This is a genomic window from Arthrobacter sp. QXT-31, from assembly GCF_001969265.1.
Classification (GTDB): domain Bacteria; phylum Actinomycetota; class Actinomycetes; order Actinomycetales; family Micrococcaceae; genus Arthrobacter.
Genome location: NZ_CP019304.1, coordinates 3,170,627 through 3,195,084, shown reverse-complemented (window position 1 = coordinate 3,195,084; position 24,458 = coordinate 3,170,627). Strand labels below are relative to the sequence as shown.

Below are 24,458 nucleotides of genomic sequence, written 5' to 3'. Positions count from 1 at the left end.
CATGCGGCCCTTTTCGGTAAATCGGCGCAGGCGCCAGGCGCGAAGGGACCCCTACAGCCCCGAGTACGAGTGCAGGCCGTTGAAGAACTGGTTCACGATGGTGAAGTTGAAGATTACGCACAGGTAGCCCACGATCGACAGCCAGGCCGCGCGGGTCCCCGTCCAGCCGCGGGTGGCCCGGGCATGCAGGTAACCGGCATAGACCACCCAGATCACGAACGTCCACACTTCCTTGGTGTCCCAGCCCCAGAAGCGACCCCAGGCCTTCTCGGCCCAAATCGCACCGAACATGAGGGTGAAGGTCCAGCCGATGAAGGCGATTGCGTTGATGCGGTAGGACAGGTTCTCCAGGCTCAGCGCAGACGGCACCAGGCGCATGAACCCCAGCTTGTCGGCGCCCCCGGCCGCGATGGTCTTCTGCCGGTGAGACTGGACCAGCTGCAGCGCGGACATGGCAAACGTCAGCGTGAACAGTGCCGAGGACAGCACAGCGATGGAGACGTGGATGATCAGCCAGTAGCTCTGCAGCGCGGGTACCAGGTGGCCGACGGGCGTCCAGTACGCCACGGACGCGGCCACCAGCATGATGATCACCAGGCTCACCACGAACGTGCCGAGGAAGCGCAGGTCGCGGCGGACCAGCACCACGAGGAACACGGCCACAGCCACGAACGCGCCGGTGGTCAGGAACTCGTACATGTTGCCCCACGGCACGCGGCCGGCGCCCACTGCACGGGTCAGCACGGCGGCGGCGTGGATGGCTGCGCCCAGGACGGTCAGTGCCACGCCCACACGGGCCGCGGCACGGCGCTCCGCCGCGTACCGCATGCTGTCGTCGGCGGTCTGGCCGGCATGTACGGCGCCCGAGGAGTACGACGACGGCCGCTCGGCACGGTCTGCCGGTCCGGCCAGGCGGTCCCCGCCACCGCTCTCTGCCCGCGACGCGGCTGCAGCCGTGCCCGCCGCCACCGGAACCTTGGCGGACGTATCAGTCGCTCCGGCGGCTGCGGCCTTGAGGTCAACCGCCTTGAGGGCCTTGCTGCTCCTGGCCAGGTCCCACGCGAACGCGATGAAGGCGACGGTGTAGGTGCCGGCAGCAAGCAGCATGAAGAGCTCGCTGTACTGGCCCATGGTCTCGTTGATGGGAAGCATTACTGGTCCTTCTTCGGCTCAGGCGAGCCAGCTGGTGAGGAGTTGGAAGGTGCTGTTTCGGGGGTGTCGTCGGACAGGTTCCACCTGCGCGACAGCAGGCCGCGCAGCGCTGCCGCCTCGCCGGCCAGCCGGTGGTCCTCGCCGCGCGCCAGGAGGCCGTATTCCACCATGGTCCGGCCGTCCTCGTGGGTGCCGGTGCGGACCCAGACCCGGCGGCGGTTCACGTAAAGCGAGACGATGAGCCCGGCCACCGCCAGCAGCGCGAAGATCAGCGCCGAGAGCTGGCCGGGGTTGTGGTGGATGTCCACGCCCACATACTTCTTCACGCCGTCGAACGTGATGGAACCCTTGCCCTCGGGCAGCGTGTAGGTGTTGCCCGGCGCCAGCGTGATGCCACCGGCTTCGAGGTTGCGGCTGTTGAGTTCCTTGAGGTCCTTGACGTCGAGCTCAAAGACGTTCTGCGGGGCACCCTTGTTCAGGCCCAGGTCGCCGTAGTACGAGTTCAGGCTCAGCTGCGGGTTGATGAGCTCCGGGTCGCCACTGAAGGAGATGCCTTCCTCCGTCACGAACGCCGTGGGCAGGAAGAACCCGGCGAAGCCCAGCTGGTCAGGCTTGGCGTCGGGCACCTTGATCACCACGGAGGAGTAGTAGTTGTCGCCCTGCAGCTTGGCCACCACAGGCCCCTGCATGGCGATGTTGCCGTTGCCGTCCCGGACCGTGACCACGGGGGCGTAGCCGTTGCCCGTGAGGTAGATGCTGGTGCCGCCAAGGGTCACGGGGTCGTTGACCTTGAGCACTTCCTTCTTGGCCGGGGCCCCGGGGTTTTCCCTGGTGGTGACGTCAGCCGTGAAGTCGATGGGCTGGCCGAACTTGCCCTGGGATTCACGGTCGAACGTGGCCTGGAACTTGTCCAGCTGGATCGAGTAGGGCTGGAGCTGGCTGCTCTGGAAGTTGGTGCCGGGATTGAACTGGTCGTAGCCCACCAGGGTGTTCACGAACGTGTCGCCCTCCACCAGGATCCGCTGGCCGCTGTACCCGAACAGGCCGCCGATGGCCACGGATACCAGCACGCCGATCAGCGAGGTGTGGAAGACAAGGTTTCCCACTTCCTTCAGGAAGCCGCGCTCGGCCCCCAAAGACGGCCGCGCGCCGTCGTCGTGCCTTACCTCAACGCGGTAGCCGCGCTTCTTCAGCAGCGCCGCCGCGTCCTCAATGGCGTCCGACGCCGGGATGCCGGCGTCCGCCGGCACCACCAGGGTGCCGTACTCGGGCAGCCGGGACAGGCGCTTCGGGGTCCGCGGGGGCTGGGACCGCATGGCCTTGTAGTGGGCGATGGCCCGGGGCACCACGCAACCGATGAGCGAGATGAACAGGAGGATGTAGATGGCCGAGAACCAGGCCGAGGAGTAGACGTCGTACAGCTGCAGCGAGTCCAGCAGCTTGCCGTAGTCGGGGTGGTCCTTGATGTACTGCGTGACCACTGAAGGGTTGGCCGGCCGCTGTGGGAACAGCGATCCCGGCACCGCGGCCACCGCCAGCAGCAGCAGGAGGAACAGCGCGGTGCGCATGCTGGTCAGCTGCGTCCAGGCCCAGCGGAGCATGCCCAGGAAGCCCAGGGACGGGAGGGCTGCCCCCGCCTTGGCAGCCTTCAGGGTGTCTTTGGGCGCGGATTTCTGCTCAGCGCCGTCTTGGCCGGGCTGGCTGGACCCGGGCTGCGGGACGTCCCCGGCCGCGGATTTCTCGGTTGACTTCACACGCTCGCTCATCAGATCGGCAACTTCACGTCGGTTTGGAACCAGTACTGCAACTCGGTGACCCAGGCTCCCCACAGGCCCGTGGCCATCAGGATGCCCAGGGCAATCAGGACTCCGCCGCCGGTGCGCTGGATGGCCAGCCGGTGCTTGCGGAAGAACGACATCACGCCGGCACCGCGGCGCACTGCAAGGGCAATCAGCAGAAACGGGATGCCCAGCCCAAGGCTATAGACGAAGGCCAGGAACGCGCCCTTCGCGGCGGACGAGCCCCCGGACAGGCTCAGGAGCTGGACGGCGGAATAGGTGGGGCCGATGCAGGGCGCCCAGCCGAGACCGAACGTGATTCCCAGCAGCGGCGCACCCCAGAGGCCGGCCGGCGGTTTGGCGTGGATCTTGGCGTCGCGCTGGAACCAGGAGAATCCGCCCATGAACACCACGCCCATCAGGATCACCAGGACGCCCAGGACCTGCGTGATCCAGGCGTTCTGCCCGCCGGAGATCAGGGACCCCAGCTGTCCGAAAGCGCCGCCAAGGAGCACGAAGATCACCGAGAAGCCGAGCACGAACAGTCCGATGCCTGCCAGCATGCGGCCGCGCTTCTGCTTCTGCAGGTCCACGCCCGTGAGTCCCGTGACGTAGCCCAGGTATCCGGGCACCAGCGGAAGTACGCACGGCGAAAGGAAGGACACGAGTCCGGCCAGCAGCGCCACCGGGATGGCGAGAAGCAGCGAACCGTTCAGGATGGCTTCGGCGAAGGGGCTGTTCATGGGAGGGTTACTCTGCCACGGCGGTCTGGATGAGGGCTTTGAGCGTGCCCTTCTCGATCTCCCCCAGAACGCGCGACGCCACCCGGCCCTGCTTGTCCACCACGAGCGTGGTGGGGACGGCGCCCGGGGGCACCAGGCCGGACACGGCCAGCAGTACGCTGCCGTCCTTGTCGTCGAAGCTCGGGTAGGTGAGGCCGAAGGTCTTGTCGAAGGCGTCGGCCGTGGCCTTCTCATCGCGCAGGTTCACGCCGAAGAACTGCACGCCCTTGCTCTTGAACTCCTGGTGCAGCGCCTCCAGGGACGGCGCCTCCACGCGGCAGGGCGCGCAGGCGGCGAACCAGAAGTTCAGCACAGTGACCTTGCCCTGGAAGTCCTTGGGGGTCACGGTGGTGCCGTCAAACAGGGTGCCCTGGATCTGGATGCCGGACTTGCGCTCCGCTGCGGCGAACTCGGTCACCGAGCCGTCGCCGGCCACGTAGTTCTTGTTGTCCCCGGCCTTGGCCTGCTTCGCCAGGGCGTCCTCCTGGGCGCAGGCGGACAGGCCCAGGGTGATCGCCGTGAGGGCCAGGCCGCCGGCGGCGAGGACGCTGCGGCGGGAACTATTGGGTGTTTCAGTCATAACTTAGGCTCCGGGGGTGCTCGAGGCACCGGGAAGAAGGGCGGCGGCGGGCTCGCTGTACTCCACGCGGAGCAGGGCGCCGTCGTCGCCGAAAACCAGGGAGGTGAGGGAGGTCAGGGTGCATTCGCGCTTCCGCGGGTCGTGCCACAGGGGCTTGCCCTCGGCGCTGAGCCGGGTGGCCCAGATGGGAAGCTGGTGGCAGACCAGGATGGCCTCGGCGCCGTCGCCGCCGAGTTCGATGGCCTTGGCCCGGGCTTCCTGGACGGCCTCGGTCACGCGGGCTGCCTGCCGTTTGTAGGGCTCGCCCCAGGAGGGGCGGAAGGGGTTGATCAGGTGTGGCCAGTGCTTCGGCTTGCGCAGCTCGGCCTTGGTGACCTTCAGCCCTTCGAAGTGGTTTTCGGCCTCGATGATGCGGTTGTCGGTGTGGATGTCCAGCCCCAGCGCCTCCGACGTGGGCTGGGCAGTTTCCTGCGCGCGCGTGAGCGGGGACGCCACCAGGTACACGATGTTGGCGCCCTGGGATACGCGTTCGCGGAAGTGCTCGGCGAGCGTCTGCGCCATCTGCCGGCCAAGTTCGGAGAGGTGGAATTCAGGCAGCCTGCCGTACAGGACGCCGTCGGGGTTATGAACCTCGCCGTGGCGGAGCAAATGGACAGTGGCTTGGGGCATGTCTACCAGTTTCTCAAAGGGCAGGGGCAATGGCGAAATCTTCTACACCGAGTAGAACTCAGAAATTTTTCAAAAAGTTCCCCGCCGGTGGAATAAAAGATGCAAATGCATGTTTATACTGGATGCAGCAGTTAGTTGAGGCTTCAACAAAAGCTTCAATGATCACCAGTACGACCACTGATACTAAGGAGAACCACCATGGCACTTTCCACCGAGCTCACCCGCGGCACCTGGACCCTCGACAACTCCCACAGCGAGATCGCCTTCACTGTTCGCCACGCCGGCATCAGCAAGGTCCGCGGCCAGTTCAAGGACGCCACCGCCACCCTGGACCTCGCCGACGACGTGACCGCCAGCAAGGTCGAGGCCACCATTCAGACCGCCAGCTTCGACTCCGGTGACGCCAACCGCGACGGCCACGTCCGCGGCGAAGACTTCTTCGACGTCGAAAAGTTCCCCGAGATCAACTTCGTCTCCAGCGGCCTCGTTGCCAACGGAGACAGCTACGAACTCAAGGGCGACCTGACCATCAAGGGTGTCACCCGCCCCGTCTCCCTCGAGACCGAATTCAACGGCGTCGCAGTTGACCCCTTCGGCAACACCCGCGCCGGCGTTTCCGCCGAAACCACGATCAGCCGCAAGGACTTCGGCCTGACGTGGAACGCCGTGCTGGAAGCCGGCGGCGTCCTGGTCAGCGACAAGGTTGCCATCAACCTCGAACTGGCCTTCATCGCACCGGCAGCCTAGGTTCCAGCGCCTAGCCACAGTTACTGGCCCGAAACGCCCCGCCCGCGGATCTCCGCAGGCGGGGCGTTCGGCGTTCCGGAGGTTTTCGAGTCGGCTGTCCCTGGCCCGACAGCTCCCCGGCCGGGCAGCGTTTCCGCAGGTTGGCACGGCTTTAATACCTCTCCGGAATGATCCACCGCACACCCGCTGAGGGGTACGGTGGGAAGTGAACCAGGCTGGGGAGGGCAGGTGTCTGAACCGGTAGCCGATTCAGTCGTCACTATGCAAAGGACCGCTCATGAGCAATCCTCCAGTCCCGCACTCCAATGACCCCGGCTCCAACGAGCCGGACAACGGTTCCCAGGCAGCCAACGGGCAGCCCCGCTACGGCCAGGACGCGCCCCAGTACGGGCAGAACACTCCCCAGTATGGCCAGAACCAGAACCCGCCCCAGTACGGGCAGGGCGCTCCCCAGTACGGCCAGGGCGAGCAGGGCGCTCCCCAGTATGGGCAGGGCGAGCAGAACCCGCCCCAGTACGGTCAGACGGGGCAGAACCCGCCCCAGTACGGCCAGACCGGGCAGAACCCGCCCCAGTACGGGCAGTCCCCCTATGGCCAGAACCCGCCCCAGTACGGGCAGTCGCAGTACGGCCAGAACCCCCCGCAGTACGGCCAATCACCGTACGGCCAGAGCCCCTATGGCCAGTCCCCCTACGGGCAGTATCCCTCGGAGCAGGCCCAGGCGACCACGGGCGACGGCGTTCCGAAGCTCGTCAACTATTCCTTCTGGATGATCATCGCAGCGGGCGTCCTGTCGGTCCTGTCCGCCCTGCTCACGATTCCTGCCCTGGACGACCCGGCCATGCGGCGCACGTTCGAGGACCAGCTGCGCACCAGCGGTCAGGAGATTGCCTTCGAGGACATCAAGGGCTTCATTGTCGGATCCCTGGTGGTCTTTGCCCTGATCGGAGCGGGCCTCTATGCGCTGGTTGCCTTCAACATCCGGAAGGGCAAGAACTGGGCACGCATCCTGGGCACCGTCTTTGCGGCGCTGTCCGTTTTCAGCCTCTTCCCAGCGGGCCTGAACACCCTCGTGGGCCTGCTCGGCATCGCGGCGATCGTGATGCTGTACCTGCCGGGAGCGGCTCCGTACTTCCAGAAGCGGCAGCCGTTCGCCAACCCGTATTCGCAGCCCGGCCCGTACGGCCGCTAAAAGCGAAAACCGAGGCGCAGACAAGGCACCGCGGAGCAAAGCAACAGTCCTGAAACCGCCAGCGGGCGCGGATTCCTGGATAGCCGGAGTTACTCCGGCTGGCCGGGGGTCTGCGCCCGTTGTGCGTGGTAGGCCAGGATCTGCAGCTCGGTGGCCATGTCCACCTTCCGCAACGTCACGCCGTCGGGCACCTGGAGCATCACGGGCGCAAAGCTGAGGATGCTGCGCACGCCTGCGTTCACCACCCTGTCGCACACGCTTTGGGCGACGGCGGCCGGCAGCGCCAGCACCACCATGTTGGTGCCGGTCCGCGCCAGGACGGTCTCGAGGTCCGCGACGTCGCTGACCCGCAGCCAGCCCACCTCGTTGCCCACCACCATCTGGTCGGCGTCGAAGATGGCAACCACATCAAAGCCCCTGGATTCGAAGCCGCCGTAGCGTGCCAGCGCCTTGCCCAGGTTACCGGCACCGACGATCGCGACCTTCCAGTCATGGGTCAGGCCCAGCGCGGCGGCAATGTGGCGGCTGAGGTACTGCACCTCATAGCCCACGCCGCGGGTGCCGTAGGAGCCCACATGGGACAGATCCTTGCGGAGGGTCGAGGAGCTGACGCCGGAAAGTTCAGCCAGTGACTCGGAGGAAACCCGCTCGGTGCCTTCGGCCAGCAGGGAGTTCAGCGCGCGCAGGTAGATCGTCAGCCGGGCCACGGCCGCCGGCGGAATCTGCTTTCCGGCAGCCCCCGTGGGCCCGGGCACAGCCTGGGGAGGTGAATCGAGCGAAGTCACTATCTGCTCCGTTGCGTCGCGTTGTGAGTCCACTCTAGATCCCCATCAGTTATGTCAACAAAGCCAATGCCACTGTTCGAAATGGGCTAATCCCCCGCCATGGCACGGCGCAGCACACGCTCCAGGCGTGCCTCGTCGATCTTCCAGAAGTCACGCTGGATGCCGTCCACCAGCACCACCGGGATCTCCTCGGCGTAGCGGTCGCGCAGCTCATCGTCGGCGTCCAGCTGCCGTTCCGACCACGAAAGTCCCAGCCCGGCAGTCACCCTTCCGACGGCGTCGCGCGCCGCGGCGCACAGGTGGCAGTCAGCTTTGGTGAGGAGAACGACGTCGGGGTTTGCCATGCTTCAACCGTAGCGCCGTTGACGGCGGGGAGCGACGCGGCGGCCGTCGGATGTGGCGTACTGCATTGACTAGACTCAGTGGCATGCCCGAGGAGAAGTACGTCGCTGTGGCCCACCGTCCGGTTGCGAAGCAGCAACACGGCGAGGCTGCCTTCTTCGACGTCGACAACACACTCATGCGGGGCGCAAGCCTGTTCCACGTGGCAAGGAAAATGCACCAGCGCGGGGCCTTCACCATTCCGCAGGCGGCGGGCATGGCATGGCAGCAGCTCAAGTTCATCCTCCGCGGCGAGAACCTCAATGACGTCCACGCGGTGCGGGATTCGGCGCTGCGGCTCGCCGCCGGCATCACGGAGGAGGACATCAAGGCCCTCGGCGAAGAAGTGTACGACGAGATGATCGCCTCCCGGATCTGGCCAGGAGCCAAGGCCCTGGCCGAGCAGCACCTGCGTGTGGGCCGGAAGGTCTGGCTGGTCACCGCCACCCCCATCGAGGTGGCCACGGTGATTTCCACCAGGCTGGGGCTGACTGGCGCCCTCGGGACTGTGGGCGAAACCAAGGACGGCTTCTACACGGGCCGGCTCGTCGGGGACATCCTGCACGGCGCCGCCAAGGCCGTGGCGGTCCAGGGCATCGCGGACGCGCATGGGCTGGACCTGAAACGCTGCTGGGCGTACAGCGACTCCTACAACGACATCCCGCTGCTGACGATGGTGGGCCACCCGGTGGCGATCAACCCCGACAGCCGGCTGCGCAAGCACGCACGCGAACACAACTGGCCGGTCTACGATTTTCGCTCCGGTCGCCGCGCCGCCACCCTGGGCCTGAAGGCAGCCACGGCAGGCGGAGCGGTCTACGGCCTCTGGCGCGGCTACACGAGATTCCGCGGTCCCCGGGCCTGACGCTGCCCTTCCCTTCCGACGCGGTTTTTCCCCTGCGACGCGCGAAGGTCCCCTCGATACCGGAATTTGCGTAGCGCCCGGCATTTGGCGCGTCGCAGGGCGGATTGGGTGTCGGAAGACGCAAAAATGCCCGCACCCCCGGAAGGGAACGGGCATTGAAGCGTAGAGCGGACTCTACTTCTTGTTGCGGCGCTGGTGGCGGGTCTTACGAAGCAACTTGCGGTGCTTCTTCTTGGCCATACGCTTGCGACGCTTCTTAATAACTGAACCCACGAAAGTTCCTTACAAACTAGATGCAGTACCTGTCTGATGGAGAAGGTCCGTGGACTGAGCAACAGACTGAACAACTGACAGATTCTTACAATGACGTAAAACGTTCCTTAACAGGGTACCGCCTATCCGGAGCACCCCCTGACCAGCACTGCTCCCGTGGCGTGCAGCGGCCCCCAAGGCGGCTGCAGCAACCACAGGATCGGTGCGGTCAGTCGGGTCCGGTCAGGCGGTGCCCGTGTGACCGTCCACGACAGCACCCTTGAGGTACTGTTCGACGGCGGTCTCCGGGACGCGGTAGGAGCGGCCGAACCTAACGGCGGGCATCTCCCCCGAATGGACAAGGCGGTACACGGTCATTTTGGAGACACGCATTACCTCAGCCACCTCGGCCACGGTCAAGAACTTGGCGTTCGAGAAGTTCGACTCTGCGGACATTACCCATATTCCTTTGCTCTCAGCAACGACGCCGGTCTATCTGCGGTGTGCGCCGATGCTGAGCCATCGAACAACCGTGTTCTAGTTACTCTAGATGCTCACGTGGCCATTGTGAAAGCCCGCCGCTTCCGCGATGACGCGGCCAGCTGTTCGAGGACGGACGCCGTCACATCCCACTCCATGCAGGCGTCCGTGACGCTCTGGCCGTAGACCAGCTGCGAGTGGCCGGCGGCGTGTTCGGCCACGTCCAGGTTCTGCGCGCCGCCCACCAGGAAGCTCTCCAGCATGACGCCGGCGATCGCCCCGGCGGCGGTTCCGCCGTCTTCGAGCTGGGCGCCGATCTCGAGCGCCACCTCGGCCTGGCGGTGGTGGCTCTTGCCGCTGTTGGCGTGGCTGGCGTCCACGATCAGCCGCGGGTTGAGGTTCTTGGCCGCGAGCTTGGCGGAGGCCGCTTCGACGTCGGCCGAGGAGTAGTTGGGGCCCTTCCGCCCGCCGCGCAGGATCACGTGGGTGTCGGGGTTGCCGGCGGTGGACACCAGCGCGGCCCGGCCGTCGCCGTCGATCCCGAGGAAGGCCTGGGCGGACGCGGCTGCGCTGCAGGCGTCGACTGCCACCTGCAGGTCGCCGTCGGTCCCGTTCTTGAAGCCGATGGGCATGGACAGGCCGGAGGCGAGCTGGCGGTGGATCTGGCTTTCCGTGGTCCGCGCGCCGATGGCGCCCCAGGAGATGAGGTCGGCCATGTACTGCGGGCTGATGGGCTCGAGGAACTCGGTGGCGGTGGGCAGCCCCAGGGCGGTGACCTGCTGCAGGAAGCTGCGGGCGGCGCGCAGGCCGCCGGCGATGTCGTGGCTGCCGTCCAGGTGCGGATCGTTGATGAGGCCCTTCCACCCCACGGTGGTCCGCGGCTTTTCGAAGTACGCGCGCAGGACGATGAGCAGGTCTTCCTTGTGCTTCTCGGCCTGGCTCACCAGCCGGCGGGCGTATTCCAGGCCCGCCTTGGGGTCGTGGATGGAGCACGGGCCAACAATCACCAGCAGACGGTCGTCCACGCCGTCCATGATGGCGCGGACTTCGTCGCGGCCGCGTTCGACGACGTCGGCCGCCTTGGCGTCCAGCGCCAGTTCTGCAATCATCTCCTGCGGAGTGGGCAAGGCGGTGATTTCACTGACCCTGAGGTTGGACGTGGACTGGCGTTTCGACGTCGGCTGCTGGGTTTCGGTGGCTGTTGCGCTCATGTGGGGGTCCTGTTCCGGGTGGGAGCGGGCCCCTGGTCAGAACCCGCCGCAGATATGGCGAAGGGCAGAGAATGATCTCTGCCCTGTTGGCTCTGAAGGAAAAGTTGGATGCGTGTCAGTTAGACGCGGGCCCCTCCAGAGCCAACGAAAAATACGCATACCAACGGTTAGTCATAGCCACACCATAGCCGCGGGTTTGCCGGCACCGCAAATCGGTTACGCACGGCGGGACGAGCGCGAACGGACAGTTGTGGCCCCAAGGAAGCGCTTTCCAAGGGCCCCAAGTGTACGTTCGCGCTCGGCCAGGTGGTGGGTCCGCCTCAGCCCAGCAGCTTGCGGAGGTACTGCAACTGCCGGATCCAGTGGTGCTCCTGGCCGCCCTCGTGGTTGTTGAAGCGGTACACCTCGATGTCCTTCGCGCCTGCGGCCGGGCCGGCGTCCGCCCCGTAGGCGTTGTAGCTGGCAAAGACTGTCGACGGCGGGCAGACGTCATCCATCTGCGCCACAGAGAACAGCGCGGGGACCGCCGCGGACCTGCCCAGGTTGACGCCGTCGAAGTAGTTCAGCACGGCCAGCATGGGTTCATATTTCCCGCGGTGCCGCCCGAGGAATTCCGCGATCTCGGGGTACGGTCCGCGCGGCGCGATATCGATGGCGCGCGGAAAATCCTGGAGGAACGGGACGTCGGGCAGGGCGGCGATGACGCCGTCGAGCCTACCGGCCGCGAGCCCGGCGACGGCGACGGCCATGCCGCCGCCCTGGCTGATGCCCGCCACCACCACCCGGGCGGCGTCCACGTCCGGATGCGACTGCGCCGCCTCGACGGCGCGGAACGCGTCCATGTACACGCGGCGGTAGTAGTAATCCTCGCGGCTGGCCACGCCACGCGTCATGAGGCCCGCATACGCCACCTCCCCGGCCGACGGGTGCGGGTCCGCGGTGTCGCCGACCGCCCCGCGGTAACCCTGGCCCCGGGTGTCCATGATGAAGTGCGCGTAGCCTGCCTGCGCCCACCTCGTGTCCTGGTTGGCCAGCCCGCGGCCGCCCGAATAGCCGGCATACTGCACGACGGCGGGCAGCTCGGTCCCGGCTTCCCGGGTCACCGGCAGGTGCAGCCACCCTTTCACCGGGGCGCCGCCGAAGCCGGCGAAGGTGACGTCGAAGGTATCCACGACGGTCAGGTAGTTCTCGACCGGCTCGAAAACAGCGTCCAGCGGAAAGGCCCGTGTTTCGTCGACCGTGCGGTCCCAAAAAGCCTCAAAATCAGGCGGCACTGCCACTGCGGACGTGTACCGGCGGAGCTCCTCGAGGGGCAGATCGAACAGCGGCATGGGTTTTCCGTTCTTCCTGGGACTGGCTTCCTGCGTGCGTCCTATCAGACCAGCGCCGCCTCGAACCTGTCGAGCCTGTGTGACGCCCGGACCACCTCCCGGAGCGCATCGAGTCCGCCGGCGAGCGCGCCTGCTGCGCGGGCCTGGACGAGGACGTTGCCGAGGGCCGTGGCTTCGACCGGGCCGGCGATGACAGGTTTTCCGGTGGCCTGGGCGGTGAGCCGGCACAGCAACTTGTTTTGTGAGCCGCCGCCAACGATGTGCACCACGTCCACGGGCTGGCCGGCGAGGCGTTCGGCGTCGGCGATGGTGCGCGCGTAGCCCGCCGCGAGGCTGTCCAGGATGCAACGCACGATCGCGGCCGGTTCACCGGGAAGGACGGCACCGGTGGCGCGGACAGCGGCGCGGATCCGGTCCGGCATGTTGTCCGGGGCGATGAAGGCGGGGTCATCGGGGTTGATCCGGGGTCCGCCGGGCGGCAGCGCCGCGGCGGCGTCGAGCAGGTCCCCAATTTCTGGCCTGTAGCCGTCTGCGGCCCAGGCGCGCTGGCATTCACTGAGCAGCCAGAGTCCCCCGACGTTGCGCAGGTACCTGACCGTGCCGTCGACGCCGCGTTCGTTGGTGAAGTTGGCCGCCCGGCTGGCTTCGGTGAGCACCGGCTGCTGCAGTTCGAGCCCCACGAGGGACCAGGTGCCGGAGGAGATGTAGGCAAAGTTTTCCTGCTCCGCGGGAACGGCCGCGACGGCGGAGGCTGTGTCGTGCGAGCCGACGGCCACCACCTCCGTTGCCGAGGGCAGTCCGGTCCGTTCGGCGATGCCGGGCAGCAGGGCGCCCAGGGTTTCGCCGGGCCGGATCAGCGGCGGAAAGAGGTCCTCCGGGAAGCCGAGTGCCGTGAAGAATCCGTTGGCCCACCGTCCGGTGGGGGCATCGAGCAGGCCGGTGGTGGAGGCGTTGGTGGCCTCGGTCCGCCGGACACCCGTGAGCAGGTACCCGATCAGGTCCGGGATCAGCAGGGCCTGCAGCCCGTCCAGGTCCGGTTCTGTGGCGAGCTGGTAGAGGGTGTTGAACTGCAGGAACTGCAGGCCGGTGGCGGCGTAGAGCCGGGCCGGGTCCAGTTTTTCGTGGACCCGGGCGACGGCGGCACGGCTGCGTTCGTCCCGGTAGCTGTAGGGCTGGGCGGTGATTTCGCCGGCTTTGTTGACCAGGCCGTAGTCCACCGCCCAGGTGTCGATGCCGATGCTGGTGACCGTTTGCCCGTGGCCGGCCGCCGTCTTGGCGGCGGCAGCGAGGCCGGTGAGCACCTCGGTGAAGAGCGCGTCAAAATCCCAGCGGAGGCCGCCTTCGGACTGCACTACACCGTTGGGGAACCGGTGGACGGTTTCCATCTCCGCCGTGCCGGCGCTGATCCGTCCGAGGATGACCCGGCCCGAGGAGGCGCCAATATCGACGGCGGCGAACACACCGCCGGCGAACAGGCCGCCGTCGACATCGGTCAGATGTGCGGTGCTCACCGGAGGAATGCTGCCGCGACGCCGGCGTCCACGGGGATGTGCAGACCGGTGGTGTGGGAGAGTTCGTTGCTGGTGAGCACGGCCGCGGCGTTGGCGACGTGCTCGGGCAGGACCTCGCGCTTGAGCAGGGTGCGCTGGGCGTAGTACTCACCCAACTTCTCCTCCTCCACGCCGTAGACGGCGGCGCGCTTGGCGCCCCAGCCGCCGGCGAAGATCCCGGAGCCGCGGACCACGCCGTCGGGGTTGATGCCGTTGACGCGGATGCCGTACTCCCCCAGTTCCGCGGCGAGCAGGCGGACCTGGTGGGCCTGGTCGGCCTTGGTGGCGGAGTAGGCGATGTTGTTCGGGCCGGCGAACACGGAGTTCTTGGAGGAGATGTAGACGATGTCCCCGCCCAGGCCTTGGCCGATCATGACCTTGGCGGCGGCCTTGGCCACCAGGAAGGAGCCCTTGGCCATCACGTTGTGCTGCAGGTCCCAGTCCTTCTCGGTGGTTTCCAGCAGCGGCTTGGAGATGGACAGGCCGGCGTTGTTCACGATCAGGTCGAGGCCGCCGAAGGCCAGCACGGCTTCGTCGATGGCTGCGGCGACCTGGGCTTCGTCGGTGACGTCGGCCTGGACGCCGACGGCGACATCCGGGCCGCCGAGTCCTTCGGCGACCTTCTGTGCGTTTTCGAGGTTCAGGTCGGCGATGACCACGCAGGCACCGTCGGTGGCGAGGCGGGTGGCGATGGCCTTGCCGATGCCCGACGCCGCACCGGTCACCAGGGCGATGCGGGTGGCGTGGGATTTGGGCTTGGGCATCCGGGCGAGCTTGGCTTCCTCCAGGGCCCAGTATTCGATGCGGAACTTCTCGGCCTCCTCGATCGGGGCGTAGGAGGAGATCGCCTCGGCGCCGCGCATCACGTTGATCGCGTTCAGGTAGAACTCCCCTGCCACGCGGGCGGTCTGCTTGTCCTTGCCGTAGGAGAACATGCCCACGCCCGGGACCAGTACGATCGCCGGGTCCGCGCCGCGAAGGGCCGGGCTGTCCTGGTCCGCGTGGCGGTCGTAGTAGGCCTGGTAGTCCTTCCGGTATTCGGCGTGCAGTTCCTTCAGCCGGTTTACGGAGTCCTCGATGGAGGCGTCCGCGGGCAGGTCCAGGATGAGCGGCTTGACCTTGGTGCGCAGGAAATGGTCCGGGCACGAGGTGCCCAGCGCGCCCAGGCGCGGGTGCTCGGCGGACTCGAGGAACTCCAGCACCCCGGGGTGGTCACTGAAGTGGCCCACCTGCGGCCGGTCCGCGGAAGCCAGGCCGCGGATCACCGGGGCCAGCGCGGCGGCCTTCACCCGCCGTTCCGCCTCCGGGAGTGCAGCGTAACCGGGCAGCTTGGCGCCGAAGGGTTCGGCCTTGCCGTTCTCCGCGATGTACTTTTCGGCCTGTTCGATCATCCAGAGCGAGTTGGCTTCGGCTTCCTCGGACGTGGCGCCCCAGGCGGTGATGCCGTGCCCGCCCAGGATGGTGCCGATCGCCTGCGGGTTCGCGTCCTTGATCGCGGCAATGTCCAGGCCCAGCTGGAACCCGGGCCGGCGCCACGGCACCCAGACCACCTTGTCGCCGAAAATCTTGGCGGTCAGCGCCTCACCGTCCGCGGCGGTCGCGATCGCGATCCCGGAGTCCGGGTGCAGGTGATCCACGTGTGCGGCATCCACCAGCCCGTGCATGGCCGTGTCGATCGACGGCGCGGCGCCGCCCTTGCCGTGCAGGCAGTAATCAAACGCCGCCACCATCTCGTCCTCACGCTCAACGCCGGGGTAAACGTTCTTCAGCGCCTGCAGCCGGTCCAGCCGCAGCACCGCAAGGTTCTCGGCCTTCAGCGTGCCCAGGTCCCCACCGGAGCCCTTCACCCACAGCAGCTCGACGTCCTCGCCCGTGACGGGGTCCTTCTCGAAACCCTTGGCGGACGTGTTGCCGCCGGCGAAGTTCGTGTTCCGCTTGTCCGCGCCCAATCGGTTGGAACGGGTAATCAGGTCTTCAACAGTCTTGTTCGTCATGGCTTTTATGCGCCCCATCCGGCTTGCTGGCCGCCCACGCGGTCCTCGTTGATCTTCTTCTGGTAGCCGCTGGCCTTGTAGGCAGCGATCGGGTCGGCGGGCAGGCCGCGGGATTCACGCCACTCGGCCAGGACCGGCCGGACGTCGGTGTAGAACGCGTCGTTGAACACCGCATTCGCGGCCAGCACATCCCCGGCACGCTGCGCCTCGGCCAACGCGGCCGTATCCACCAGCAGGGCCCGGGCCGTCATCTCCTGCACATTCAGGACCGAGCGGATCTGGCCCGGGATCTTCTCCTCCAGGTTGTGGCACTGGTCCAGCATCAGCGCGACACCGGAGTCCCTGCCAAAGCCGCCGCCGCGGATCACCTCATGCATGATGCGGAACAGCTGGAACGGATCCGCGGCGCCCACGATCAGGTCGTCGTCGGCGTAGAAGCGGGAGTTGAAGTCGAACGAGCCCAGCTTGCCCAGGCGCAGCAGCTGCATCACGATGAACTCGATGTTCGTGCCCGGGGCGTGGTGGCCGGTGTCCAGGCAGACGAACGCCTTCTCCCCCAGGGCCAGGGTCTGGGCATACGAGGTGCCCCAGTCCGGGACATCCGTGTGGTAGAAAGCCGGCTCGAAGAACTTGTACTCCAGCACCAGCCGCTGGTCCTCGCCGAGGCGGGCGTAGATCTCCCGCAGGGACTCGGCCAACCGGTCCTGCCGGCCCCGCATATCATCCTGGCCCGGGTAGTTCGTGCCGTCCGCGAGCCAGATCTTCAGGTCCCGGGACCCGGTGGCGTGCATGATGTCGATGCACTCGAAGTGGTGGTCGATCGCCCGGCGGCGCACGGCCTCATCCGAGGACGTCAGCGAGCCGAACCTGTACTCGTCATCCTGGAACGTGTTCGAGTTGATTGTGCCCAGCCCCACCCCCAAACCGGCCGCGTACTCCTTCAGGGCGGCGTAGTCGTCCACCTTGTCCCACGGGATGTGCAGCGCCACGGTGGGCGCCAAACCCGTCAGCTCATGGACTTTCGCCGCGTCCGCCAGCTTCTCCTGCACTATGCGGGGGGTACCGGGAGTGCCGAACACCTTGAACCTGGTGCCCGAGTTGCCATAAGCCCACGAAGGGACCTCGATCGCCAGCTCCGAAAGCCGGCCCAGAGCCGATGCTGTGTTGTTCATGATGATTCTTTCGTCAGGTTGGGAAGTGTCTGGTCAGGTTGGGAAGTGTCTGCTTGTGTGGCAGTGCGTGGGCAGTGTCTGTTTTGGAAGTTTCACTGTCCGGCGGCAGCGGCATCCGAGGTGGCGCCGCCGGCCGCTGCCAGCTGCTGGTCGAGGTTGAACACCTCGTCGAGCACCCGGAAGCCTTGGTCGGGCGGAACGTCGCTGTTCCGGAAGAGTGTGGCCATTTCGGCCTGCCAGCGGGCGTTGACGTCCGTGAGTGCCATCCGGGCACGCACCGCGTCAAAGTCGTCGCATTCGAGGTAGCCGACCAGCAGTCCGTCGCCGTCGAGGAACAGCGAGTAGTTGTTCCAGCCCGCGCCCTTGAGTGCGGCGAGCATCTCCGGCCAGACGGCCGCGTGCCGCCGGCGGTACTCCGCCAGCAGCTCCGGCTGGACGGAGGATCGGAAGCAAACCCTCATGTGGCACTCCTGTGGACGTCTCGATGGTGGGGAAGCAGCCAGAACAGAATTCATTCAGGTCGCTGAGGTCTTGAATCGTTTCATTGACACGATTCAAAGTACGCTGGAGGAAAGAAGGGTGTCAAGCGTTTTCACCTGGATGGGCAATCGGTCTTCGGAGGAACAGCAGAATGTCGCGGGCAGCCAGCATCAAGGACGTCGCCAACCACGCACAGGTTGCGGTGGGCACGGTCTCCAACGTCCTCAACAATCCCGACCGCGTGTCCGCGCGCACCAGGGACAGGGTTCTGAAGGCCATCGATGAACTGGGGTTCGTCCGCAACGACGCCGCCCGCCAGCTGCGCGCCGGACACAGCCGCACCATCGGCGTCGTGGTCCTGGACGTCGGCAACCCTTTCTTCACCTCAGTGGTCCGCGCCGCCGAGGATGCGGCGGCAGTAAACGGCAGCGCCGTGCTGCTGGGTGACAGCGGCCATGATGCGAAACGGGAATCGCACTACATCGACCTCTTCCAGGAGCAGCGGGTCCAGGGTCTTCTCATCTCACCGGTGGGGGACGTCGCAGACCGGCTGGACGCCCTGCGCCAGCGCGGTGTCCCCACCGTCCTGGTGGACCGGCTGGCCGACGAGGACCGGTTCAGTTCCGTCTCGGTGGATGACGACGCCGGCGGGTACCTTGCCGCCCGGCACCTCCTTGAGCTGGGGCGCCGGAATCTGGCCTTCGTGGGCGGGCCGCTGTCCATCCGCCAGGTGGCCGACCGCCTCGCAGGGGCCCGCCGGGCTGTGGCCGAAGTGGACGGGGCAACCCTGGAGGTGCTCGACTCCGACGGCCAGTCCGTGCTCGCCGGACGCGGCGTGGGCAACAATCTCGTGGAGCGGGGCACCGGGAAACTGCCGGACGGGATCTTCTGCGCCAACGACCTGCTGGCGCTCGGGGTGATGCAGTCGCTGACCATGATGAACGGCGTGCGCATCCCTGAGGACGTGGCCCTGATTGGCTACGACGACATCGACTTCGCGGTGTCCGCGGTGGTACCGCTCTCGTCCGTCCGCCAGCCCACGGACAATATCGGCAGAACCGCCATTGAACTCCTGATGGAGGAACTGGACGGCCAGCATCCGCGGCACCGCGCCGTCGTTTTCACGCCAGAGCTGGTAGTCCGGCAGAGCACTGCCGGCGCTCCAGCCCGCTGACCCGCACGGGGCGATGCGAGTGGCGGGCACCGGCCCCGGACGAAACCGGGCACGGAAACCGGACGCGCTCACCCCGGCGGGCGGGAACGACCTTTTGAAACGTTACATAAATTGGTCGTGGCGAGTACACTTACACAAAAAACCTCGGAAAGCGCTTGCCTAACCTCCGGCAAGGCACGCTCCCCCGGTGTGGAAAGACGATGGCGTCGCACAGCAGGGCAGCGCCGGACAGGAGCACGATGGAGATGCCTCCCACCACGGACGCTGCAAACCCAGGCGCGCAGGATGAGCACGCCGCGTCACGCGGGCGCACCAGTCCGGCACGGGTGGCCCTGGTCGGCGTCCACGGCTTCGGGGCCATCCATCTGAAGAACCTGGAACGGCTGCGGCAGGCCGGCACGGTGGAACTGGTGGCCGTGGCGGACCCCAATCCCCCGTCCCCGGGTGCGCTGCCGGCCACCACCGCGGTCCACCCCGACCTGCAGTCCCTCCTTGCGGGCAACCACAGGCCCGATGTTGTCATTGTGGCCACGCCCATCCAGACCCACGCGCCCCTCGCCCTCGCTGCCCTGGCATCCGGCGCCGACCTCTACCTGGAGAAACCGCCGGTGGCCTCGCTGGCCGACTTCCGGCAGCTGCAGGAGGCCGCCGGGGCATCCGGGCGGAGCGTGCAGGTCGGTTTCCAAAGCCTGGGGTCGCAGGCACTGCCCGCCATCGAAAAGCTCCTCACAGACGGCACCATCGGCACCCTGGAGGGAATCGGCGCAACCGGTCGCTGGGTGCGGGACCGCGCGTACTACAGGCGCTCGCGCTGGGCCGGCAAGCGCAGCCTCGACGGAATTGATGTGGTGGACGGCGTGGCCACCAATCCCCTGGCGCATGCCATTGCCACCGCCCTGCGAATCGCAGGCGCCCGGACGGTGGAGGACGTGGCCTCCGTGCAGACGGACCTCTACCGGGCGAACGACATCGAATCCGATGACACGTCGGTCATCCGGATCCGCACCGCCGCCGGGCTGCCGATCACCTGCGCCCTGACGCTGTGCGCCTCGGAATCGGTGGAGCCATACATCACACTGCAGGGCTCAGAGGGAACGGCTGTTTTCCATTACACCGAGGACCGGCTGCAGATCAGCAACGCCGCCGGAGAGCAGACGATGGAGTTCGGCCGAGACGACCTGACCGAAAACCTGCTGGAGCACCTGGCCGGAGGCACGGAACTCACCAGCGCCCTCAACGACTCCGGTGCGTTCATGCTGGTTCTCGAAGCCGTCCGCACGGCAGAGCCGCCGGCGCCAATCGGCCCCACCCACGTGCTCTGGGAGGGCGAGGGAGACGCCGCCCGTGCGGTTATTCCCGGCATTGAGGACGCCCTGGAACGGGCCATCCGGGCCCACGCCACCTTCAGTGAGCTGGGCCTGCCGTGGGCGCGCCCCGCCGATCCGCCCGGGACCGGAGTCCTGTTCGACGCCGGCGGCAGGACCCTCGCCGTCCAGCGCACCGGGGCAGGCCTCAATGCGGGGCTGTCCCCGCGCCCCTACCTGCACCCCGTCACCACCCTCGGCGGAACCGTGGTGACGGACCATCTGCCCGCGGACCACCCCTGGCACTTGGGCGCGGGGTTCGCGCTCCAGGACGTCAACGGCACCAACTTCTGGGGCGGAAAGACCTACCTGCGCGACGCCGGAGCGTACGTGTCCCGGCAGGACCACGGCAGGATCGAGCTGCTGCCCGCCAACGCCGGGGGTGCGCTGCCGGGCGAACCCGCCATATGGCAGCTCCGCTGGCTCAGCGCTGAAGGCCAGCCGCTGCTGACAGAACAGCGGATCCTCGGCCGCGAGATCCTGGACGAGCGCGCATGGCGCCTGGACCTGCGCAGTGAACTGACCGCCGTCGTCGATGTTTCACTGGGCAGTCCCGGCTCCAATGGTGCCGCGGGCAGCGGCTACGGCGGCTTCTTCTGGCGCCTCCCGGCCTGCAGCGGCGCCCGCGTTTTCACGTCCGACGCCGAAGGGGAACCGGCCGTCCACGGTTCCGTTGCGCCGTGGCTGGCATGGACGGCCTCCTTCGGCGAGGTTCCCGGCATCCGCTCCGGGCAGGGCGCGACGCTGGTGTTCGGTGCGCCCGCCGAGTCGGACGACCCGTGGTTTGTCCGCTCCTCCGGGTATCCGGGGGTCGGGTCTGCCCTGGCCTGGGACAGGCCGGTGACGCTGGCCGCCGGCGAATCGCTCCGGCGGAGCCTCAGGGTCTGGGTGTGCGACGGCGAACTGTCACCGGCCGCCGTCGAATCCCTGGTGGTGTCCGGGCGTCACGAACTAGGCTGACCACGTCCCGAGGACTGATCACGTCCCGAGTAAGGAGCGGCATGCCCGAGCACCAAGCCTCTTCCCGCGCTCCCGGATGGAACAGCGCTCCCCGATGGAACAGTGGCCCCGGCCTGGCATTCGGCGGTGACTACAACCCCGAGCAGTGGCCGGCTGACGTGCGGCGGGAGGACATCGGCCTCATGAAGGAGGCCGGCGTAACCCTCCTCAGCGTGGCCATCTTTTCCTGGGCGCTCCTGGAGCCCCGCGAAGGGGAGTACGACTTCGGCTGGCTGGACGAGGTGCTGGACAGCCTGGACGGCGCCGGCATCAAGGTTGCCCTCGCCACGGCGACGGCCGCTCCCCCGGCCTGGCTGGTCCGGAGGCATCCGGGGGTCCTGCCGGTAACCGCCGAGGGCACCGTCCTGGAACGTGGCTCCCGGCGGCACTACTCGCCGTCGTCCGCTGCTTACCGCCGGTACGCCACTGGCATCACCCGGAAGCTGGCCGAACGGTACAAGGACCATCCGGCCCTGGCGCTGTGGCACGTGGACAACGAGCTGGGCTGCCACGTGTCAGAGTTTTACGGCGACGAGGACGCAGCGGCGTTCCGGCGCTGGCTGGAGCAGCGCTATGGCAGCGTCGAGGCGCTGAACGAGGCCTGGGGCACGGCTTTCTGGTCCCAGCACTATGCGTCATTCCAGGAGATCATTCCGCCCCGGGCCGCCCCCGCCATCCTCAACCCGACGCAGCGGCTGGACTTCCAGCGGTTCAGCTCCTGGGCGCTGCTGGACTACTACCGCTGCCTGCTGGCCGTGATCCGGGAAGTGACCCCGGACATTCCGGCCACCACCAACCTCATGGTGTCCAGCGCCACCAAGTCCATGGACTACTTCCACTGGGCCGGGGCCCTGGACGTGGTGGCCAACGACCATTACCTGGTGGCCGCGGACCGGGAACGGGAAATCGAACTGGCGTTCAGCGCGGACCTCACCCGCGGTATTGCGGGCAACAGGCCATGGATCCTGATGGAGCATTCGACGTCGGCCGTGAACTGGCAGCCGCGCAACCAGCCAAAGATGCCCGGCGAGATGCTCCGCAATTCGCTGGCGCACGTGGCCCGCGGCGCCGACGCCGTCATGTTCTTCCAGTGGCGGCAGAGCGTTGCCGGCGCCGAGAAATTCCACTCGGCCATGGTGCCGCACGGCGGCCGGGACACGCGGGTGTGGCGGGAAGTGGTGGCCCTGGGTGAAGCCCTTGGCAAACTCGGGGCGGTCAAGGGCTCCACCGTGGAATCCCGGGTGGCCATTGTCTTCGACTACGAGGCGTGGTGGGCGAGCGAACTGGACTCGCACCCAAGCATGGATGTGAAGTACCTCGACCTGATCCGCGAATTCCACCGTTCGCTGTTCCTGCGCGGCGTCGGCGTGGACTTCGTGCATCCCGCCGCGGACCTCACCGGCTACGACCTGGTCCTGGTCTGCACGCTCTACTGCGTCACCGACGCCGCCGCGGCCAACATCGTCGGCGCCGCCGAAGCCGGTGCCACGGTGCTGGTCAGCTACTTCAGCGGCATCGTCGACGAACGCGACCACGTCCGGCTGGGCGGCTACCCGGGCGCCTTCCGCGAACTGCTGGGAATCCGGACGGAGGAGTTCCACCCGCTGCTCGAGGATTACCAGGTTGCCCTGAGCGACGGCACCACGGGCCGGGTCTGGAGCGAGCACGTGCATGCCGAGGGCGCGGAAACCCTGGCCACCTTCACCGGCTACCCGCTCGCCGGCGTGCCGGCACTCACCAGAAGGGCCACCGGCAGCGGCGCGGCCTGGTATCTGGCAACCCTCCCCGACCGGGACGGCATCGAAAACCTCCTGGACAAGCTCCTGGCCGAAGCGGGAGTGGCAGCCGTCGCGGAGGCCGCTGCCGGCGTCGAGCTCACCAGGCGGGTCACCGCCGACGGGCGCCGCTTCCTCTTCGCCATCAACCACGGCCGGGCGGATGCGGCAGTGAAGGCCGACGGCGAAGAGCTGTTGGGCGGCGGACGTTTCGCCGGCTTCGTGCCCGGCGGAGGGGCGGCGGTGATCGCCGAGGACTGAAGGTGCCGCGGTCCTCCAGAAAAACCCCGGGCAGTCTCCGTACGGAGACTGCCCGGGTTTCTTTGGATGGAGCTAGCTGCTGATGGCGGACTTCATCTCATCCACCGCTTTCTTGCCGGCTTCATCTGCCGAGAGCCTGTTGAACAGCACCTCCGAGGTGTAACGCTTGATGATTTCCTGGATGGCACCTGCGCCCTTCGGCGGCGGGGCGGGAGCCTCGCCCAGTTCATTCTTGATTTGGTCAATGAACTTCACAACCTTGACGTCCGCAGGGGTCAGCTTGGCGGAGATCGCCTTGCGCACATCGGTGTTCGGGTAGACACCGCGGTCGGCCAGGAGTGCTTGGCCGGCCTTGGCGTCGTTCGCCAGGAAGTTGATGAACTTGGCGACCTCCTCCGGGTGTTTGGTTCTGGAGGATGCCGACCAGAACTGCGAGGCCTTGTACCAGAGCTGGGCGTCGGCTGCCGAGCCGGTCTTTGTGGGGAACCTCAGGATCTTCAGTTCGGAGCCTGCGGCCTTTTCCAGGGCGGGAAGCTGGTTGGACCACCAGAAGGCGAGTCCATTCTTACCCGTTGCGAGACCGCTCTGGTCCAGAGGCGCTGCTTCAGCTTCAACAACCTCCGACGCCGAGGGAACTGCCTTGCCTTCGCTCATTTGTTTGAGGAACGCCCACCAAGCGGCAACATCCGCCGGCTCGAAGCCGAGCTTGCCATCTTCGGTGTAGAGGGACTTTCCGTTCTGCCGCAGCCATACTCCGAGGGATGCCTCATCAGTCCCGTAGGCGGCGGCTCCGTAAGTGCCCTTCGGGGATTTCGCCGTCACTTCGGCCGAGATCCGTTCGAAGTCCGCCCAGGTCCAGGTCGCGTCGTCGGGCAATGCCACGCCTGCAGCCTTGAACACCGCCGGGTTCGCAAGTATGGTGGCCGCATTAATGCCGGCCGGGATACCTGTCAGACCGTCGGCGCTCTGGCCCGCCTTAAGAGTGGCCTCGTCGAGCTTCGACGTGTCGATGTCGTACTTCGAGAGGTCAAGCAGCGCTCCGCGGCTGGAGTACTCGGTGATGTACTTCTCGTCCATCTGGATGATGTCGGGAGCGTCATTGGCAGCCACCTGCGTGGCCAGCTTGTCCCAGTAGCCGCTCCAGTCGCCGTACTCCGGCTTGATCTTGATGTTCGGGTTTTCGGCTTCAAAGGCCTTGATGGCTTCCTGGGTCACCTGCGCCCTCTTGTCACTGCCCCACCAGGAGAAGCGGAGCTCAACCTTTCCATCGGCGCTCTGGGCGGCAGATCCACCGCCGCATGCGCTGAGTGCAAGGACGACGGCGGCTGCGGCAGCAACAGCTCCCCCCTTACGCAGCCTTCGCGGGGTCTTGGATGCCTTGGGCCGTCCGGGCTCGGCCTCAGGGGCAGGCCTGGTGGAGAACAGTTGCACAGTTCACTCCGATCTTCTTTGATCTTGAAGGATGAGGAAAACGCTTTCCAACT

22 protein-coding genes are annotated in these 24,458 nt (G+C 66.9%); 6 read left to right on the top strand and 16 right to left on the bottom strand.

Annotated features, from left to right (window positions below):
- Positions 1–51: 51 nt before the first annotated feature.
- The 5 genes from ccsB to BWQ92_RS14410 are packed head-to-tail and all read right to left on the bottom strand — an operon-like array spanning position 52 to position 4,961.
- Positions 52–1,152: a c-type cytochrome biogenesis protein CcsB gene (gene ccsB, locus BWQ92_RS14430; protein ID WP_076800538.1), complete on the bottom strand. Its 1,101-nt coding sequence runs from the start codon at positions 1,150–1,152 to the stop codon at positions 52–54.
- On the bottom strand, positions 1,152–2,918 hold the full coding sequence (gene resB, locus BWQ92_RS14425) for a cytochrome c biogenesis protein ResB (RefSeq protein ID WP_076800536.1): 1,767 nt from the start codon (positions 2,916–2,918) through the stop codon (positions 1,152–1,154). The genes ccsB and resB overlap by 1 nt, the downstream gene beginning before the upstream one ends.
- Positions 2,918–3,673 (bottom strand): cytochrome c biogenesis CcdA family protein, encoded by a 756-nt coding sequence (locus tag BWQ92_RS14420; protein ID WP_076800534.1) that lies wholly within the window; start codon positions 3,671–3,673, stop codon positions 2,918–2,920. Before BWQ92_RS14420 ends, resB begins: the two co-directional genes overlap by 1 nt.
- 7 nt (positions 3,674–3,680) lie before the next feature.
- Positions 3,681–4,292 (bottom strand): TlpA family protein disulfide reductase, encoded by a 612-nt coding sequence (locus tag BWQ92_RS14415; RefSeq protein ID WP_076800532.1) that lies wholly within the window; start codon positions 4,290–4,292, stop codon positions 3,681–3,683.
- A gap of 3 nt (positions 4,293–4,295) precedes the next feature.
- A complete protein-coding gene (locus tag BWQ92_RS14410; RefSeq protein ID WP_076803734.1) occupies positions 4,296–4,961 on the bottom strand; it encodes a histidine phosphatase family protein in 666 nt (221 codons plus the stop codon).
- A 198-nt stretch (positions 4,962–5,159) separates the two neighbouring features.
- On the opposite strand from BWQ92_RS14410, the gene BWQ92_RS14405 reads away from it, so the two are divergent.
- Together BWQ92_RS14405 and BWQ92_RS14400 are read left to right on the top strand one after the other, a co-directional pair.
- Positions 5,160–5,708: a YceI family protein gene (locus tag BWQ92_RS14405; protein ID WP_076800530.1), complete on the top strand. Its 549-nt coding sequence runs from the start codon at positions 5,160–5,162 to the stop codon at positions 5,706–5,708.
- A 277-nt stretch (positions 5,709–5,985) separates the two neighbouring features.
- Positions 5,986–6,900, top strand: a complete 915-nt coding sequence (locus BWQ92_RS14400; RefSeq protein WP_076800528.1) for a hypothetical protein — start codon at positions 5,986–5,988, stop codon at positions 6,898–6,900.
- Between the two features lie 89 nt (positions 6,901–6,989).
- Here the strand turns inward: BWQ92_RS14400 and BWQ92_RS14395 are convergent, their stop codons facing one another.
- Together BWQ92_RS14395 and BWQ92_RS14390 are read right to left on the bottom strand one after the other, a co-directional pair.
- Positions 6,990–7,685, bottom strand: a complete 696-nt coding sequence (locus tag BWQ92_RS14395) for a redox-sensing transcriptional repressor Rex (RefSeq protein WP_076800526.1) — start codon at positions 7,683–7,685, stop codon at positions 6,990–6,992.
- Between the two features lie 86 nt (positions 7,686–7,771).
- A complete protein-coding gene (locus tag BWQ92_RS14390; RefSeq protein ID WP_076800524.1) occupies positions 7,772–8,029 on the bottom strand; it encodes a glutaredoxin family protein in 258 nt (85 codons plus the stop codon).
- An 83-nt stretch (positions 8,030–8,112) separates the two neighbouring features.
- Here BWQ92_RS14390 and BWQ92_RS14385 point away from each other — a divergent pair, with 83 nt between their 5' ends.
- The gene (locus tag BWQ92_RS14385) at positions 8,113–8,931 is read left to right on the top strand and encodes an HAD family hydrolase (RefSeq protein WP_076800522.1); all 819 of its coding nucleotides are present in this window, start codon (positions 8,113–8,115) and stop codon (positions 8,929–8,931) included.
- Positions 8,932–9,105: 174 nt separating this feature from the next.
- Here the strand turns inward: BWQ92_RS14385 and BWQ92_RS14380 are convergent, their stop codons facing one another.
- The 8 genes from BWQ92_RS14380 to BWQ92_RS14345 all read right to left on the bottom strand — a co-directional run bounded on the left by BWQ92_RS14380 (position 9,106) and on the right by BWQ92_RS14345 (position 17,382).
- The gene (locus BWQ92_RS14380) at positions 9,106–9,204 is read right to left on the bottom strand and encodes a 30S ribosomal protein bS22 (protein ID WP_003792170.1); all 99 of its coding nucleotides are present in this window, start codon (positions 9,202–9,204) and stop codon (positions 9,106–9,108) included.
- A gap of 222 nt (positions 9,205–9,426) precedes the next feature.
- The gene (locus BWQ92_RS14375) at positions 9,427–9,639 is read right to left on the bottom strand and encodes a helix-turn-helix domain-containing protein (RefSeq protein ID WP_003797758.1); all 213 of its coding nucleotides are present in this window, start codon (positions 9,637–9,639) and stop codon (positions 9,427–9,429) included.
- Positions 9,640–9,737: 98 nt separating this feature from the next.
- Positions 9,738–10,874, bottom strand: a complete 1,137-nt coding sequence (locus tag BWQ92_RS14370; protein ID WP_076800520.1) for a 3-deoxy-7-phosphoheptulonate synthase — start codon at positions 10,872–10,874, stop codon at positions 9,738–9,740.
- A 320-nt stretch (positions 10,875–11,194) separates the two neighbouring features.
- Entirely contained in the window at positions 11,195–12,205 is a 1,011-nt protein-coding gene (locus tag BWQ92_RS14365; RefSeq protein WP_076800518.1) for an acetylxylan esterase, read from the bottom strand.
- 44 nt (positions 12,206–12,249) lie between these two features.
- Positions 12,250–13,716: a rhamnulokinase gene (locus BWQ92_RS14360; RefSeq protein ID WP_076800516.1), complete on the bottom strand. Its 1,467-nt coding sequence runs from the start codon at positions 13,714–13,716 to the stop codon at positions 12,250–12,252.
- Positions 13,713–15,749 carry a bifunctional rhamnulose-1-phosphate aldolase/short-chain dehydrogenase gene (locus BWQ92_RS14355; RefSeq protein WP_076800514.1) on the bottom strand — a complete coding sequence of 679 codons (2,037 nt, stop codon included), beginning with the start codon at positions 15,747–15,749 and terminating at the stop codon, positions 13,713–13,715. The genes BWQ92_RS14360 and BWQ92_RS14355 overlap by 4 nt, the downstream gene beginning before the upstream one ends.
- Positions 15,750–15,754: 5 nt before the next feature.
- A complete protein-coding gene (gene rhaI, locus BWQ92_RS14350; RefSeq protein WP_076800512.1) occupies positions 15,755–16,921 on the bottom strand; it encodes an L-rhamnose isomerase in 1,167 nt (388 codons plus the stop codon).
- Positions 16,922–17,013: 92 nt separating this feature from the next.
- On the bottom strand, positions 17,014–17,382 hold the full coding sequence (locus BWQ92_RS14345) for an L-rhamnose mutarotase (RefSeq protein WP_076800510.1): 369 nt from the start codon (positions 17,380–17,382) through the stop codon (positions 17,014–17,016).
- Positions 17,383–17,552: 170 nt separating this feature from the next.
- Here BWQ92_RS14345 and BWQ92_RS14340 point away from each other — a divergent pair, with 170 nt between their 5' ends.
- The 3 genes from BWQ92_RS14340 (at position 17,553) to BWQ92_RS14330 (ending at position 22,974) form a co-directional block, all read left to right on the top strand.
- A complete protein-coding gene (locus tag BWQ92_RS14340) occupies positions 17,553–18,575 on the top strand; it encodes a LacI family DNA-binding transcriptional regulator (protein WP_076800508.1) in 1,023 nt (340 codons plus the stop codon).
- A 245-nt stretch (positions 18,576–18,820) separates the two neighbouring features.
- A complete protein-coding gene (locus BWQ92_RS14335; RefSeq protein WP_076803733.1) occupies positions 18,821–20,899 on the top strand; it encodes a DUF6807 family protein in 2,079 nt (692 codons plus the stop codon).
- Positions 20,900–20,940: 41 nt separating this feature from the next.
- Positions 20,941–22,974 (top strand): beta-galactosidase, encoded by a 2,034-nt coding sequence (locus tag BWQ92_RS14330; RefSeq protein WP_076800506.1) that lies wholly within the window; start codon positions 20,941–20,943, stop codon positions 22,972–22,974.
- Positions 22,975–23,046: 72 nt separating this feature from the next.
- Here BWQ92_RS14330 and BWQ92_RS14325 read toward each other — a convergent pair whose 3' ends face one another.
- The gene (locus tag BWQ92_RS14325) at positions 23,047–24,405 is read right to left on the bottom strand and encodes an ABC transporter substrate-binding protein (protein ID WP_076800504.1); all 1,359 of its coding nucleotides are present in this window, start codon (positions 24,403–24,405) and stop codon (positions 23,047–23,049) included.
- Positions 24,406–24,458 lie beyond the last annotated feature (53 nt).